Consider the following 15,266-nt stretch of genomic DNA (forward strand, 5'->3'; position numbering starts at 1 on the left):
GGCCCGACCTTCTTTCCTCGACGATGAGTTGCGTCACCGTAGGAGCGGGCCGTCACGACCCGGAAGCCTTGTGTGCGTTGGCTCCGTATGCCGCGATACACATGGTTTTGTGCGTTCTGCTCAGCCATGCTGGGGCGGGCGTCGCAGACGGCGTCCGACCCGGGTCGAGAACCCCTGCGCGAGAGGGTGAGGTATGCCGCGACTGGGTCGCACCCTGGCTTCCCGGATCCTCTTTGCGGTCCTCGGGATCATTGCCGTGACGATGGCGCTCGGGCTGGGCCTGTTCAGCCGGGCCGCGAGCCGGGCGACCGATGCCCAGGCCAAGGAACAGGCCCGCAGCATCGCCGTGTCGCTGGGCCACGTCCCCGAGGTGGCCCGGGCCGTCGTGTCGGGCGACCCGGGGCAGACCCTGCGCGGCCTGGCGGAGGCGGTGCGGCGGGACTCCGGAGCGTCCTACGTCGTCATCATCGGCAGCGACGGCGTGCGGTACTCCCACCCCAACCCGGACCTGATCGGCCGCCGGATCGAGGAGCCGGTCGTCGCCCTGGACGGCCACGTGCACACCGGGATCGACAACGGCAGCCTGGGCCGCTCGGCGAACGCCCGCGCGCCCATCCTCGATGCCGCCGGCACACCGGTCGGCGAGGTGTCAGTGGGGTTGCTGGAGTCCGAGGTCGGGGTCCGCTTCAGCCACGAGATGGCCGACATCGTGCTGTACAGCGGTGCCGCGCTGGCCCTGGGCGTGGTCGCCTCCCTCCTGTTGGCCCGGGCCATCAAACGGGTGACCTTCGGGCTCGAGCCGTCTGAGATCGTGGCGCTGGTGCAGGAGCGCGAGGCCATGTTGCACGGCATCCGCGAAGGGGTGCTCGGCGTGGACGCGACCGGCCGGATCAACGTCCTCAACGAGGAGGCGAGACAGCTCCTCGACATCTCGACGGCGGTGATCGGACAACGGGTGGTCGACGTTCTGCCTGCCGGGAGGCTGCGCCGGATCATCCTGGGCGAGGTGGAGGGCCCCGACCTGGTCGCCGTGACCGACGAGCACCTGCTCGTGCTCAACCGGATGCCCGTCGTCGTCGGCGAGCGACGCGCCGGGTGGGTGGTGACGATCCGCGACCGGACCGAGCTCGAGGCCCTGCTCCGGCAGCTCGACTCCGTCGAGGGCCTCACTACGGCGCTCCGGGCCCAGGAGCACGAGTTCTCCAACCGGCTGCACGTCCTGTCGGTGCTCCTCGAGCTCGGCGAGGTCGAGGAGGCCACCCGCTACAGCCACCAGCTGCAGGTCGACACCCACCTGGTCGGCGAGGAGGTGCGGTCCCGGATCGGGTCTCCGGTGGTCACGGCACTCCTGATCGCCAAGACCACGGTCGCGGCCGAACGCGACGTCGTCGTGCGTCTCGACCCGGCCAGCCGGCTGACCACCCGTGCGGTGGACGAGATCCCGATCGTGACGGTGTTGGGCAATCTCATCGACAACGCCGTCGACGCCGTCGCCGACGACGCGACGAGCACGGCATCCCACCCCCGCGGGGTGGTGACCGTGAGCCTCGGCTGCCAGGGCGCGGAGGTGCGGATGTCGGTCCGCGACACCGGACCCGGGATCGCGCCGGAGCGGCTCGGCGACGTGTTCCTCGACGGGTTCTCGACCAAGGAGCCGCGCCGCGGCATGCGCCGGGGCGTGGGGCTGGCCCTGGTGCACCGGCTGGTCACCCGCGAGGGAGGCACGATCACCGCCACGAGCCCGGGTGGCGCCCAGTTCGACGTGACCTTGCCCCTGCGCACCGGTCGGGGAACGCCATGATCCGTGTCCTCGTCGTGGACGACGACTACCACGTGGCCCGGGCCCACGCGCTCAGCGTCGGTCGGCTCGACGGGTTCACCGTCGTGGGGGAGGCCCACACGGGAGCCGAGGCCGCGGACCTCGTGGCGTCGACGCAGCCAGACCTGCTCCTGCTCGACATGTACCTGCCTGACTTCAACGGTCTCGAGCTGGTGCGTCGCCTCTCCGCACAGGAGGGCAGCCAGCCCGACTTCCTGCTCGTCACGGCCGCGCGCGACATCGACTCGGTCCGCGCTGCCATGCAGCTGGGGGCCTTCTACTACCTCGTCAAGCCGTTCAGCTTCGTCGCCCTGCGCGAGCAGCTGGAGGCCTACCGCACCTGGACCGAACGCCTCGGACGGGAGGACGAGGCGGACCAGGAGGTCGTCGACACGTTGTTCAGCCTCCGGGGCACGGCCCCGCGTCGCGCGGCCGTGACCCGCTCGATGCCGCCGACGATGGCGCGGGTGCTTGAGATCGTCACCTCGGCCCAGACCTCCGTCGGTGCGTCCGAGGTGGCCGAGGAGCTCGGAGCCAGTCGGCCCACGGCGCAGCGCTACCTCGCCGCCCTGGTGAGCAAGCAGCTGCTCGACCTCGACCTCAGCTACGGCAGCACCGGTCGACCGGAGCACCGCTACCTGCCCCGGCGGCGCTGAGCCCGGCTGCCGGGAGCGACGGTCAGGGCGCGCTTCGGTGGCGTTTACGATGACCGCATGACCACGGCAACGGCGCCCAGCACCCACCCGCTCGTCGACAAGCACGCGGAGCTGCTCGCCCAGGCGACCACGGCCCTTGCGGAGCGGTCGTACTTCAGCCGCTTCCCCGAGTCGCCGTCGCCGCGCGTCTACGGCGAGGGCGCTGCGGAGGCCGGCCAGGCGGCATACGAGGCGTTGCGGGACAACGCGTTCGGCGGTCTCGGCGACGTGCGCACCGATGGTGACTGGGTCGGCGAGGAGGTCTCGCCGTACGGCCCGGCGCTGGGGATCACCTACCCGCACCTCGACGTCGACGCGGCGCTGCTGGCCGCGACCGAGGCGATGCCGGCCTGGCGCGACGCGGGGGCCCGCACCCGCGCTGCGGTGTGCGTCGAGATCGTGGAGCAGATCAACGCGCGGTCGTTCGAGATCGCCCACTCGGTGATGCACACCACCGGCCAGCCGTTCGTCATGGCGTTCCAGGCCGCAGGACCACACGCCCAGGACCGTGCGCTCGAGTCGATCGTCGCCGGGCTCGTCGAGCAGGAGCGGGTGCCGAGCTCGGTCGTCTGGGAGAAGCCCGGTCGCGACAAGGAGGGCAACCCGGCCCCGCTGCGGATGCAGAAGGACTACCGCGTCGTGCCGCGTGGCGTCGCCCTCGTCATCGGCTGCAACACCTTCCCGACGTGGAACGGCTACCCGGGACTGTTCGCCTCGCTGGTCACCGGCAACCCCGTCATCGTCAAGCCACACCCGCGGGCCATCCTCCCCCTCGCCATCTCCGTGGCGGTGTGCCGCGAGGTGCTCTCCGCCGCAGGCTTCAGCGCCGACCTCGTGCAGCTCGCACCGGAGGCTGACGGCGAAGGGCTGGCCAAGGTGCTCGCCGAACGCGACGAGGTGCGGATCATCGACTACACCGGCGGCCCGACCTTCGGCGCGTGGCTCGAGGAGAACGGCGCCGTGCGTGGCCAGCTGGTCTACACCGAGAAGGCCGGCGTCAACACGGTCGTCGTCGACTCCACGGACAACCTGCGCGGCGTGCTGGGCAACCTCGCCTTCTCGCTCACGCTCTACTCCGGCCAGATGTGCACCACCCCGCAGAACCTGTACGTGCCGCGCGATGGCATCGCGACCGACGAGGGCCACGTGTCGTTCGAGGACTTCGGTGGCCGCCTGGCCGCCGCCGTCGGCAAGCTCACCGGTGACGACGCCCGCGCCGTCGAGCTGCTCGGCGCGACGGTCAACGACGGGGTGCGCGCCAACGCCGCGGGCCTCGCCGCGCTCGCCGAGGAGGCCGGCGGCGCGGTCGTGCTGGACTCGCGCGAGGTCAGCCACCCGGCATACCCCGACGCCATCGTGCGCGCCCCGGGCCTCGTGAGCATGGACGCCAGCCGCGAGGACGTGTACACCCAGGAGTGCTTCGGCCCGGTCACCTTCCTCATCGCGACGAGCGGCACCGACCAGTCGCTCGCGCAGTTCCGCGACACGGTGCGCGAGCACGGGGCGATGACGGCCGCGGTCTACTCCACCTCCGAGGACGTCCTCGACGCCGCCCGGGACGCCGCCGCCGATGCGGGGGTCGCGTTGTCCGAGAACCTCACCGGGCCGGTGTTCGTCAACCAGACCGCGGCGTTCTCCGACTTCCACGGCACCGGCGCCAACCCCGCGGCCAACGCGGCCTACGTCGACGCGGCATTCGTGGCGAACCGGTTCCGGGTCGTCACCTCGCGCCGCCACGTCTAGTTCGGTAAACCCCGCGCGTCTGGCACGATCGGCACATGAACTTCGTCATCAAGGTCGCGGTCAACGCCGTCGCACTGTGGGTCGCAGCGTGGTTGCTGCCCGGGATCAGCTTCGGGGACGGCAAGTTCGGCTCGAAGTTCGCGACCATCCTGCTCGTCGCGCTCGTCTTCGGTCTGGTCAACGCCATCGTCAAGCCGATCGCGAAGTTCCTCAGCTTCCCGGTGATCATCCTGACGCTGGGCCTGTTCACCTTCATCGTCAACGCCTTCATGCTGCAGCTGACGGAGTGGATCGCTGACCCGCTCGGCCTGAGCTTCACGATCAACCACTTCTTCTGGGACGCCGTCCTCGGTGCCATCGTCATCACGATCGTGTCGATGGTCCTCGGCTGGGTGCTCCCCGACGGCGACGACGACTGACATGGGTGACAGTGAGGTCGGCCTGCGCGCGGCCCTCGACCAGGTGCCCGCCTACGTGCCCGGCAAGCCCGCGGGCGCGCCCGACGGAGTGACCGCCTACAAGGTCTCCTCGAACGAGAACCCGTACCCGCCGCTGCCCTCGGTGCTCGAGGTCGTCCGCGAGGCAGCGGGCAGCATCAACCGCTACCCCGACATGGCGGTCACCGAGCTCACCCAGGCGCTCGCCGAGTCCCTCGGGGTGCCGGCCGAGCACGTCGCCACCGGCACCGGTTCGGTCGGGGTCCTCGGTCAGGTCATCGCCGCCACCTGCGACCCCGGCGACGAGGTGGTCTACGCCTGGCGCTCCTTCGAGGCCTACCCGATCGTCACCGCGCTCGCCGGTGCGCAGTCGGTGCAGGTCGGGCTCGACGACCACGCGCGCCACCGCCTCGACGCCATGGCCGCGGCGATCACCGACCGCACCAAGGTCGTCATCGTGTGCACCCCGAACAACCCCACCGGGCCGATGGTCACCCACACCGAGCTGGAGCGCTTCCTCGAGGCGGTGCCGAGCCGGGTGCTCGTGGTCATCGACGAGGCGTACCTCGAGTTCGTCACCGACCCCGAGGCGCCCCGCAGCCTCGAGCTCTACCGCGACCGCCCCAACGTCATGGTGCTGCGCACCTTCTCCAAGGCCTACGGTCTGGCCGGCCTGCGCGTCGGGTATGCCGTGGCGCACCCCCAGGTCGCGGCCGCCCTGCGCAAGACGGCCACGCCGTTCGGGGTGAACTCGATCGCCCAGGCGGCGGCGGTGGCGTCGCTCAAGGCGTTCGACGAGCTCAAGGAGCGGGTCGACGCCCTGGTCGCCGAACGCACCCGGGTGGTCGAGGCCCTGCGTGGCCAGGGCTGGTTCATCCCCGAGACCCAGGCGAACTTCGTCTGGTTCGGGCTCGGCGAGCGTTCCGCTGACTTCGCCGCGGCGGCCCAGGAAGCCGGGCTCACCCTGCGCCAGTACGGCACCGACGGGGTGCGCGCCACCATCGGCGAGACCGGGGCGAACGACGTGCTCATCAAGGTCGCCGGCGACTTCCTCGCGGAGCACCCGGTCGACTCAGCCTGACCGTCGTCCCTTTGGGGGAGGTGCAGCGGCCGGGCCCGGGAGGACAGTCGGGTGAACACTCCCGGAGGGCCTGCCATGACCGATGTGACCGACGTCCGCCCCGTCATCCCCGACTTCTCGGGACCCCAGCTGGCCCCGGGCGATGACGGGTTCGACCACGCCCGTCAGGTGTTCAACGCCATGGTCGACCGGACCCCCGCGCTGATCGCGACCTGCCGGACGCCGCGGGACGTGGCCTCCGCGATCGCCTACGCGCGCTCGTCCGGCCTGCCGCTCTCCGTCTACGGAGGTGGCCATTCGGTCAACGGCTCGGCGGTGCTCGACGGCGGCGTGTGCGTCGACCTGCGCGGGCTCCGCGACGTCGTGGTCGACCCCGAGGCGGCGACGGCGCAGGTGGGCGGCGGATGCACGTGGGGCGAGGTCGACGCCGCCACCCAGGCGCACGGCCTGGCGGTGACCGGGGGACGGGTGTCGACGACGGGAGTCGGTGGTCTCGCCCTCGGGAGCGGGAGCGGCTGGATCGAGCGCAGGCTGGGGTTCACCTGCGACAACCTCATCGAGGCACAGGTCGTGACTGCGGACAGCCGGATCGTGACCGCCTCGGAGACCGAGAACCCCGACCTCTTCTGGGCCCTGCGCGGCGGAGGGGGGAACTTCGGGGTCGTGACCCGCTTCACGCTGCGGTTGCACCCGATCGGCCCGATCATCTTCGGCGGCATGCTCATGTACCCGGCGGCGATGGGAGCCGCCGTGCTGCGCAACTTCCGTGACTTCATCGCCGACGCCCCCGACGAGGTGGGCGGAGGGGTCGCCTTCGTCACCGCACCGCCGATCGAGATGGTGCCCGAGCCGGCCCGCGGGAAGCCGGCGGTGGGCGTGATCGTGGCCTACACCGGGCCGCTCCCCGATGCCGAGTCGGTGCTGGCCCCGCTGCTGGGGTTCGGGGCGCCCGTGTTCGCCCAGGTGGGGYCGATGCCCTACGTGGCCCTCCAGCAGATGCTCGACGACGCCAACCCGCACGGCATGCAGAACTACTGGACGGCCGACTTCCTCGACGAGCTGCCCGACGAGGCGGTCGACACGCTCGCGTCCCTGGCAACAGCTCCGGTGTCGCCCCTCAGCCAGGTCATCATCGTGCCCGGCGGTGGGGCCGTCGCCCGCGTGCCCGAGGACCAGACCGCCTTCGGGGAGCGCCAGGCGCCGTTCAACATCCACTACCTGTCGATGTGGCCGGACCCGGCCGACACGGAGGCCAACATCGCCCACACCCGCGCCCTGGCGTCGGCGCTGAAACCGTGGACGTCGGGCCGGGTCTACCTCAACTTCATCGGTGACGAGGGCACGGAGCGGGTCCAGAGCGCCTTCGGCAAGGACAAGCTCGCCCGCCTCCAGGGGATCAAGGCGGTGTGGGACCCCGACAACGTGTTCCGGCACAACCAGAACATCGCTCCGGCCGTCTGAGCGACCACCCCCCCAAGTAGTCGGAGACGCCCCGGCGCGACAGACTGGGCGCATGGTCGACACCTGGCTCCCGCCCTATCTCGCCCGTCCCGACCGCTACGGTCCGATGCCCTACCGGAAGGTCGGGCAGAGCGGTCTGCGGTTGCCGGCCGTCAGCCTCGGCATGTGGCACAACTTCGGTGACGACAAGCCGTTCGACGTACAGCGCGCGATCCTGCGGCGGGCCTTCGACATCGGCATCACGCACTTCGACCTCGCCAACAACTACGGGCCGCCCTACGGCAGCGCGGAGGTCAACTTCGGCCGCCACTTCGCCGCCGACTTCCGGCCCTACCGCGACGAGCTCATCATCAGCTCCAAGGCCGGCTGGGACATGTGGCCCGGCCCCTACGGCGACGGCGGCTCGCGCAAGTACCTCATCGCCAGCCTCGACCAGACGCTGCGGCGCACCGGGCTCGACTACGTCGACATCTTCTACTCCCACCGTCCCGACCCCGACACCCCGCTCGAGGAGACGATGGGTGCGCTGGCGAGCATCGTGAAGCAGGGCAAGGCGCTGTATGCCGGCATCTCCAGCTACGGTCCCGAGCTCACCGCCCGGGCGGCGGACCTCCTCGACGAGATGGGCGTGCCGCTGCTCATCCACCAGCCGTCCTACTCGATGCTCAACCGGTGGGTCGAGGGCGGCCTGCTCGACACCCTCGGGGAGCGCGGCATCGGCTGCATCGCGTTCAGCCCGCTCGCGCAGGGGATGCTGACCGACAAGTACCTCGGCGGCATCCCGGAGGGGTCGCGGGCGAGCCAGGGCAAGTCGCTGTCGCCCGACCTGCTCAGCGAGGAGACCTTGACGCACGTCCGCAAGCTCAACGACCTCGCGTCCGAGCGCGGGCAGTCGCTCGCCCAGCTGGCGCTGGCCTGGGCGCTGCGCGACGACCGCGTGACCTCCGTGCTGATCGGGGCCTCGTCGGTCGGCCAGCTCGAGGACTCGGCTGCGGCGGTGGGCAACCTGAAGTTCAGCGACGCGGAGCTCGAGGAGATCGACCGCGACGCAGTCGAGGCGGGCATCGACCTCTGGCGCACCCAGTCCCGCCTCACCTGACCGCCGCTCCACCAGCACAGGAGTCCGGATTCTGAGATTTTCCGTCGTCCCGATATCTTGGCCCTGCAAGGCCAACCTGTGAGCGCCGCCACAAGCGTGCGCCCACATCAGCCGCCACAGGCCGGCGGAGACCCCGCCCGGGTGAAGAAGGAGTTCCAGTGAGCGACAACGCAGTCGCCGGCGCCACGAGCGTCGACCATGAGGACGAGGTGCTCGCCGAGCTGACCGCCCCGGTCCCGGAGGTCGGTGACGGCGGACCCGAGATGGTCCAGCTGCTGACCCCCGAGGGGCAGCGCGTCGAGAACACCGAGTACGACGAGTACGTCAAGGACCTCACCGACGAGGACCTGCGCGGCTTCTACCGCGACCTCGTGCTGATCCGTCGCGTCGACGCCGAGGCCACCGCGCTCCAGCGCCAGGGCGAGCTCGGCATCTGGGCCAGCCTGCTGGGCCAGGAGGCGGCGCAGGTCGGCTCCGGTCGCGCGATGCGCCCGCAGGACTACGCCTTCCCGACCTACCGCGAGCACGGTGTCGCCTGGTGCCGCGGGGTCAACCCGCTCAACCTGCTCGGCCTGTTCCGTGGCGTCAACCACGGCGGCTGGGACCCGAACGAGAAGAACTTCCACCTCTACACGATCGTCATCGGCGCCCAGACGCTGCACGCCACCGGCTACGCGATGGGCATCCAGCGCGACGGCGACGTCGGCACCGGCGACGACGAGCGCGACGCCGCCGTGATCGCCTACTTCGGTGACGGCGCCACCGCCCAGGGCGACGTCAACGAGTCCTTCGTCTACGCCGCGGTCAACAACGCCCCGGTCGTCTTCTTCTGCCAGAACAACCAGTGGGCCATCTCCGAGCCCAACGAGCGCCAGACCCGCATCCCGCTCTACCAGCGCGCTCGCGGCTTCGGCTTCCCGGGCGTGCGGGTCGACGGCAACGACGTCCTGGCCGTCTACGCGGTGACGCAGCAGGCCCTCAACGCGGCTCGCTCGGGCAACGGCCCCACGTTCATCGAGGCCTACACCTACCGCATGGGTGCCCACACCACCTCGGACGACCCCACCAAGTACCGCGTCTCCGCCGAGGTCGAGGTGTGGAAGCACCGTGACCCGATCGAGCGGCTGAAGTCCTACCTCGTGCACACCCAGAAAGCCGACCAGGCCTTCTTCGACGCTATCGAGGTCGAGGCCGACGCCCTGGCCGTCGAGGTCCGCGAGGGCTGCCTCTCGATGCCCGACCCGACCCCCGACTCGATGTTCGACCACATCTACGTCGAGGAGCACCCGGTCGTCGAGGCCGAGCGCAAGGAGTTCGCTGCCTACCACGCCGGCTTCGAGGGCGAGGGGAGCCACTGATGAGCACCATGACGATCGCCAAGGGCATCAACAACGGCCTGCGCGCCGCCATGGAGCGCGACCCCAAGGTCGTGCTCATGGGTGAGGACATCGGCAAGCTCGGTGGCGTCTTCCGCGTCACCGACGGCCTCCAGAAGGACTTCGGCGAGGACCGCGTCATCGACACCCCGCTCGCGGAGGCCGGCATCGTCGGCACCGCGATCGGTATGGCGCTGCGTGGCTACCGACCCGTCGTGGAGATCCAGTTCGACGGGTTCATCTACCCGGCGTTCGACCACATCGTCAGCCAGGTCGCCAAGATGCGCGCCCGTTCGCTCGGCAAGGTCAAGCTGCCGATGGTCATCCGCATCCCGGTCGGCGGTGGCATCGGGGCGGTCGAGCACCACTCCGAGTCCAACGAGGCCTACTTCGCGCACACGGCGGGCCTCAAGGTCGTCTGCTGCTCGAACGCCGAGGACGCCTACTGGATGATCCAGCAGGCCATCGAGTCCGACGACCCGGTGCTCTTCTACGAACCCAAGCGTCGTTACTGGGACAAGGGCGAGGTCGACGAGTCGGCCGCTCCGCGTGAGCTGCTCAAGGCGCAGGTATGCCGCGAGGGCGGCGCCGCGACGCTCGTCGCCTACGGCCCGATGGTCAAGACCTGCCTGCAGGCTGCCGAAGCCGCCGCCGCCGAGGGCAAGGACCTCGAGGTCATCGACCTGCGGTCGCTCAGCCCGCTCGACCTCGACACGGTCGCCGCGTCGGTGGAGAAGACCGGGCGCGCCGTCATCGTCCACGAGGCCTCCACGTTCCTCGGGATGGGTGCCGAGATCGCCGCGGCCCTGCAGCAGCGCTGCTTCTACCACCTCGAGGCACCCGTGCTCCGGGTCGGCGGCTACAACCTGCCGTACCCGCCGAGCAAGCTCGAGGAGGAGTTCCTCCCCGACCTCGACAGGGTGCTCGACGCCGTCGACCGCTCGCTGGCCTTCTGAGAGGGGCGCGAAAACCCATGGCAGTCAAAGAGTTCAAGCTTCCCGACCCGGGTGAGGGCCTGACCGAGGCCGAGATCGTCACCTGGAACGTCAAGGTCGGCGACACGGTCAAGGTCAACGACATCATCGTCGAGATCGAGACCGCGAAGTCGCTGGTCGAGCTGCCGGTGCCGTTCGCCGGCACCGTCACCGCGCTGCACGTCTCCGAGGGCGACACGGTCGAGGTCGGCACGCCGATCATCTCGGTCGACACCGCCGGCGGGGCAGCGCCCGTGCAGGACGCCCCCGCGACCGACGCCGTGGAGCCCGGCATCGAGGCGAGTGAGGAGGAGCCCGAGATCGAGGAGGGCAAGATCGGCGGCACCACGTCGACCGGTCGCACCGCCGTCCTCGTCGGTTACGGCGTCAAGCAGACCGAGGCCAAGCGTCGTCCGCGCAAGACCGCGCCGGGCGGGAGCCTCCCGGCCAAGGTCGAGGCACCCGAGCTCTCCGGCAAGGGCACCGACGTCGCCATCGAGCCCGTCGAGATCCCGGTCGCCCGCGAGGGTGGGGTCCGCGCCCTGGCCAAGCCGCCGGTCCGCAAGTACGCCAAGGACCTCGGCATCGACCTGGCCGCCGTCGTCGGGTCCGGTGAGGGCGGCATCATCAGCCGGTCGGACGTCGACGCCCACGCGAGCGGTGCCGGCGCGGCCGGCAACGCCGCCATCGGCATCGCCCCGGTCGCTCCGGCTGGCGGCGCGGCTCCCGGCCAGCCGGCATACGTGCCTCCGGTGTTCACCCGGGGCGGGGAGCGCGAGACGCGCATCCCGATCAAGGGCGTGCGCAAGATGACGGCACAGGCGATGGTGGGCAGCGCGTTCACCGCGCCGCACGTCACCGAGTGGGTCACCATCGACGCCACGGCGACCATGGAGCTCGTCGAACGGCTCAAGAAGGACCGTGAGTTCAAGGACGTCAAGGTCACGCCGCTGCTGGTGCTGGCCAAGGCGATGACCGTGGCGCTGCGCCGCCACCCGGAGATCAACGCCACCTGGGACGAGGCCGCCCAGGAGATCGTGGTCAAGAACTACGTGAACCTCGGCATCGCTGCCGCCACCCCGCGCGGGCTGATCGTCCCGAACATCAAGGACGCCGACCAGATGTCGATGCGGCAGCTGGCCGAGGCCATCGGTGCGCTGACGGCCACGGCGCGCGAGGGTCGCACCCAGCCGGCCGAGATGTCGGGTGGCACGATCACGATCACCAACGTGGGCGTCTTCGGCGTCGACACCGGCACGCCGATCATCAACCCCGGTGAGGCGGCGATCCTCGCGTTCGGCGCGATCCGCCGCCAGCCCTGGGTGGTCACGGCCGCCGACGGCAGCGAGACGATCGAGCCCCGCTGGGTCACCCAGCTGGCCCTGTCGTTCGACCACCGGCTGGTCGACGGCGAGCTCGGCAGCAAGTTCATCGCTGACGTCGGCGCGATCCTGGCCGACCCCGCGCGGGGCCTCGTCTGGGGCTGACCCCACGACGCTGGCTCACCCTGCATCCGCGACGACGCTCCGGGACTCCCGGCGCGTCGTCGCGTGGTCGGGCCACGAGGCCGAGTGGGTCAGGTGATGAGCCGCCAGCCCGACCAGCCGGTGCTGACCAGGCTTGCCGTGCTGAGCCGTCCGCCCGGCAGGCCACGGTAGAGCCACATGGCTCCGTCAGTACTGCGCGCGAGCAGGTCGGAGAGGCCGTCACCGGTGAGGTCGCCCAGGCTGCCGACCCAGTTCATGACCCCCCACCCACACGAGAGCGTGCGGCTGGTGCCCAGCCCCGCCGCCGCAGTGCCGGGGTAGAAGCGGATGCACCCGTCGGAGAGCACGCCGAGCGCATCCGGGCGGCGGTCGCCGTTGAGGTCGCCGATCCCGACCAGCTTCTGAGCCGCCCAGCCGGCCCCGACCTGCTTGACCAGGCGCAGGGTCGTGGGGCCGGTGAAGCGGTAGAGATAGAGCTTGCCGTTCTGCCGTATGGACCACAGGTCGGGGCGGCCGTCGCCCGTGGTGTCCCCGGGGGTGGCGAGCACGTCGCCGCCCCAGCCGGTGCCGATCTCGATCCGGGAGCCGAAGGTGCCCGCACCCCGGCCCGGGTAGAGGAAGAGCTTGATGCCGCTCAGGGCCAGGAGGTCGGTGCGTCGGTCGCCGGTCAGGTCTCCCGGTGAAGCCAGCTGGCTGACGAAGTTCCACCCCTTCCCCGAGACCCAGGGGCCGAGGAAGCTCCCGCGTCCCGTGCCGGGGAAGCTGTAGAGCTTCGTGTCGCCGGACACCGCGATCAGGCCGGTCCGGCCGTTGCTCACCCAGTCACCGCGCACCCCGGTGGCGGGCGGGGTTGCGCAGCCATAGACCTCGACGTCATCGAGGTCGAGCGTGCTCAGAGTGCCACTCTCCTCGATGTCCCACGTGTGGTCGAGCGTGACCGCGAGGCGCCGAGGGGACCCGCTCACGAGCGCCGTGACATCCAGGTGGAAGGACGTCCACGACTGCGTCAGGGGTACCTCGAACCAGTCCCACTGGCGCTGGACCGCCACGTTGAGGCCGGCCGGTGCCGTCGGGGCAGACCGCGCCTTGAAGGCGAGCACGACCGGTCCCGTTCCGCTGACCTGGACCTCGCCCGACTGGTAGATGGTCCCTCTGTCGGGACCCAAGGCGACCGACCGGGTGTAGAAGCCGCCATTCTCGGGATCGTAGATCCCTGCGCGGTTGAAGTCGTCGAGATAGTACGTGGGGCCGCGCACGAACCCGGGCGGGCAGACGGTGCTGAGCTGGACGGCGGGCGGGACGACGTCAGCCGTCAGGGCGCTGCTCGGTGGTGCCAGCGCCCCGATCGCCGCCAGCGCGGTCATGCTGACCAGCGCGGCCCGAACCCGTCCCCATCGCACAGGAGTCATGGCGATCCCTTCGACCCGCGCAGCGTACTCCCGAGGAGCGGGGGTGGTTACTCGTCGCCGCGGAGGGTGAACGACCGCAGCCGGTCGCCGGTGAACCACAGCGAGCCGACGCTGAGGACGGTGGCCGCCACGAGGGCGTAGGTCAGGCCGGTGCCGGGTCCTGACACCTGCGGGCTGATCGCCTCGGCGACGCCGCGCCCCCACGGCCCGATGGACACCCACCGGATCCCGCCGAGGAGGGAGCCGAGCAGCCCCTCCCACAGGAGTGCGAAGAGCAGCCCGATGACCACGGCGTGCCGCGTGAAGGCGGCGAGCGCCAGGAACACCGCGGTGTATGCCGTGCCGGCCACCACGCCGGCGACCCCCCACGCCACGGCCTGGCGTACGTCCGCGCCGTCGAGGACGAGCCCGGCGACGAGCAGGGGCAGCGCCCCCAGGACCAGGGTGGCGGCCCAGGCGACGACGAACTTGCTGGCGGCGACGACGTGGCGGCTCACCGGTTTGGCGATCAGGTAGACGATCGAGCCGTCGTCGACCTCCGGGCCGAGCACCGCGGTCGCCGCGAGGAGGGCGACCAGCGGCAGGGCGAGGGTGAAGCCGAGGCCCAGCACCGCGTCATACCCGACGGCGTCGTTGGTCAGGGCCGCGACCACCACGGCCAGCACGATGAGGACCGCGGGGATCAGCATGAGCACCAGGCCGCGGCGACGGCCGAGGAGGGCTTGGCGTGACAGGCGCAGGATCGTGGGGTTCACCGGCTCATCCCCCCACCAGGTAGGCGAAGACGCTCTCGAGCGACTCGTCGGTCGGCGTCAGCTCGAGGATCCGTATGCCGTGCTGCCGGGCCACCTGCGGCAGGCGGACCGTGAAGGAGCCGAAGTCCGAGACCGAGACGTCCACCCCGCCCTTGCGGCGCAGCGAGACGGCCACGACCGAGGGCTCCGCGATCAGCGCACTGGCCAGGCCGCGGTCGTCGTCCCCGACGACGACGTACTGCACCGGGCGGTCGGTCATCAGTCGGCGGATCTGCCCGAAGTCGCCGGACGCCGCGTGCCGTCCGGAGACGACGACCTCGATCTGCCGGGCGACCTGCTCGACCTCCTCGAGGATGTGCGAGCTGAAGAGCACGGTGCGGCCCTCGGCACCCATCCGCCGCAGCAGGGTCATCAGGTGCAGCCGCTGACGGGGGTCGACGCCGTTGAACGGTTCGTCGAGCAGGAGCACGGCCGGGTCGTGCACGAGGGCCGACGCGAGCTTCACCCGCTGCCGCATGCCCTTGGAGTACGTGCCGATCCGGCGGGCGGCCGGTTCGGTCATCTCGACGACGTCGAGGGCCCGCTCGGTCGCCGCCCCCGGGTCGGGGAGCCCGTGCAGCTCGGCGTTGGCCTGCACGAACTCACGACCGGTGAGGTAGCCGAAGCTGAGCTCACGCTCCGGCACCAGGCCGATGGTGCGGTAGGCCTCGGTGTGCCGCCAGATCGCGGTGCCGTCGAGGGTCACCGAGCCTGCCGACGGGGCCAGGAAGCCGGACATCATCGCGATGAGGGTGGTCTTGCCCGCACCGTTGGGCCCGAGCAGGCCGGTGACGCCGGGCCGCACGGTCATCGAGATGCCGTTGACGGCCACGACGTTGCCGTACCACCGGGAGGCCTGGTCGAGCCGGATCTCACTCATCGGCGCAGCTC

The 15,266-nt window shown here is 70.9% G+C and carries 13 protein-coding genes; 10 read left to right on the forward strand and 3 right to left on the reverse strand.

Annotation, left to right across the window (positions count from 1 at the left end; translation table 11 throughout):
• Positions 1-193: 193 nt before the first annotated feature.
• From AC1DX8_RS08870 to AC1DX8_RS08915, 10 genes are all read left to right on the forward strand, one after another.
• Positions 194-1,801 (forward strand): ATP-binding protein, encoded by a 1,608-nt coding sequence (locus AC1DX8_RS08870; RefSeq protein WP_477629552.1) that lies wholly within the window; start codon positions 194-196, stop codon positions 1,799-1,801.
• Positions 1,798-2,475, forward strand: coding sequence for a response regulator (locus AC1DX8_RS08875; protein WP_477629553.1), 678 nt, complete (start codon positions 1,798-1,800; stop codon positions 2,473-2,475). The genes AC1DX8_RS08870 and AC1DX8_RS08875 overlap by 4 nt, the downstream gene beginning before the upstream one ends.
• A gap of 57 nt (positions 2,476-2,532) precedes the next feature.
• Positions 2,533-4,257 (forward strand): phenylacetic acid degradation protein PaaN, encoded by a 1,725-nt coding sequence (paaN, locus tag AC1DX8_RS08880; RefSeq protein ID WP_477629554.1) that lies wholly within the window; start codon positions 2,533-2,535, stop codon positions 4,255-4,257.
• Positions 4,258-4,292: 35 nt separating this feature from the next.
• Entirely contained in the window at positions 4,293-4,676 is a 384-nt protein-coding gene (locus AC1DX8_RS08885; protein WP_477629555.1) for a phage holin family protein, read from the forward strand.
• Position 4,677: 1 nt separating this feature from the next.
• Positions 4,678-5,775, forward strand: a complete 1,098-nt coding sequence (hisC, locus tag AC1DX8_RS08890) for a histidinol-phosphate transaminase (protein WP_477629556.1) — start codon at positions 4,678-4,680, stop codon at positions 5,773-5,775.
• A gap of 75 nt (positions 5,776-5,850) precedes the next feature.
• On the forward strand, positions 5,851-7,236 hold the full coding sequence (locus tag AC1DX8_RS08895) for an FAD-binding oxidoreductase (RefSeq protein ID WP_477629557.1): 1,386 nt from the start codon (positions 5,851-5,853) through the stop codon (positions 7,234-7,236).
• A gap of 52 nt (positions 7,237-7,288) precedes the next feature.
• The gene (gene mgrA / locus AC1DX8_RS08900) at positions 7,289-8,335 is read left to right on the forward strand and encodes an L-glyceraldehyde 3-phosphate reductase (RefSeq protein WP_477629558.1); all 1,047 of its coding nucleotides are present in this window, start codon (positions 7,289-7,291) and stop codon (positions 8,333-8,335) included.
• A gap of 158 nt (positions 8,336-8,493) precedes the next feature.
• Positions 8,494-9,693 (forward strand): pyruvate dehydrogenase (acetyl-transferring) E1 component subunit alpha, encoded by a 1,200-nt coding sequence (gene pdhA / locus AC1DX8_RS08905; protein ID WP_477629559.1) that lies wholly within the window; start codon positions 8,494-8,496, stop codon positions 9,691-9,693.
• The gene (locus AC1DX8_RS08910) at positions 9,693-10,667 is read left to right on the forward strand and encodes an alpha-ketoacid dehydrogenase subunit beta (protein WP_477629560.1); all 975 of its coding nucleotides are present in this window, start codon (positions 9,693-9,695) and stop codon (positions 10,665-10,667) included. Before pdhA ends, AC1DX8_RS08910 begins: the two co-directional genes overlap by 1 nt.
• Before the next feature lie 17 nt (positions 10,668-10,684).
• Positions 10,685-12,172, forward strand: a complete 1,488-nt coding sequence (locus AC1DX8_RS08915) for a dihydrolipoamide acetyltransferase family protein (RefSeq protein ID WP_477629561.1) — start codon at positions 10,685-10,687, stop codon at positions 12,170-12,172.
• Between the two features lie 89 nt (positions 12,173-12,261).
• On the opposite strand, the gene AC1DX8_RS08920 is transcribed toward AC1DX8_RS08915, so the two are convergent.
• The 3 genes from AC1DX8_RS08920 to AC1DX8_RS08930 are packed head-to-tail and all read right to left on the reverse strand — an operon-like array spanning position 12,262 to position 15,255.
• Complete coding sequence (locus AC1DX8_RS08920; RefSeq protein ID WP_477629562.1) at positions 12,262-13,581, reverse strand: FG-GAP repeat domain-containing protein; 1,320 nt, start codon at positions 13,579-13,581, stop codon at positions 12,262-12,264.
• A gap of 47 nt (positions 13,582-13,628) precedes the next feature.
• A complete protein-coding gene (locus AC1DX8_RS08925) occupies positions 13,629-14,336 on the reverse strand; it encodes an ABC transporter permease (RefSeq protein WP_477629563.1) in 708 nt (235 codons plus the stop codon).
• A 4-nt stretch (positions 14,337-14,340) separates the two neighbouring features.
• Complete coding sequence (locus AC1DX8_RS08930; RefSeq protein ID WP_477629564.1) at positions 14,341-15,255, reverse strand: ABC transporter ATP-binding protein; 915 nt, start codon at positions 15,253-15,255, stop codon at positions 14,341-14,343.
• Between the last annotated feature and the right edge of the window lie 11 nt (positions 15,256-15,266).

It is taken from the genome of Pedococcus sp. P2_A3, assembly GCF_056405035.1.

Bases quoted from the DNA above. Each gene is read 5' to 3' on its own strand.
- AC1DX8_RS08885 (WP_477629555.1), top strand. From the start codon at position 4,293: ATGAACTTCGTCATCAAGGTCGCGGTCAACGCCGTCGCACTGTGGGTC.
- hisC (WP_477629556.1), top strand. From the start codon at position 4,678: ATGGGTGACAGTGAGGTCGGCCTGCGCGCGGCCCTCGACCAGGTGCCC.
- AC1DX8_RS08930 (WP_477629564.1), bottom strand. From the start codon at position 15,255: ATGAGTGAGATCCGGCTCGACCAGGCCTCCCGGTGGTACGGCAACGTC.
- AC1DX8_RS08915 (WP_477629561.1), top strand. From the start codon at position 10,685: ATGGCAGTCAAAGAGTTCAAGCTTCCCGACCCGGGTGAGGGCCTGACC.
- AC1DX8_RS08920 (WP_477629562.1), bottom strand. From the start codon at position 13,581: ATGACTCCTGTGCGATGGGGACGGGTTCGGGCCGCGCTGGTCAGCATG.
- paaN (WP_477629554.1), top strand. From the start codon at position 2,533: ATGACCACGGCAACGGCGCCCAGCACCCACCCGCTCGTCGACAAGCAC.
- AC1DX8_RS08870 (WP_477629552.1), top strand. From the start codon at position 194: ATGCCGCGACTGGGTCGCACCCTGGCTTCCCGGATCCTCTTTGCGGTC.
- mgrA (WP_477629558.1), top strand. From the start codon at position 7,289: ATGGTCGACACCTGGCTCCCGCCCTATCTCGCCCGTCCCGACCGCTAC.
- AC1DX8_RS08875 (WP_477629553.1), top strand. From the start codon at position 1,798: ATGATCCGTGTCCTCGTCGTGGACGACGACTACCACGTGGCCCGGGCC.
- AC1DX8_RS08910 (WP_477629560.1), top strand. From the start codon at position 9,693: ATGAGCACCATGACGATCGCCAAGGGCATCAACAACGGCCTGCGCGCC.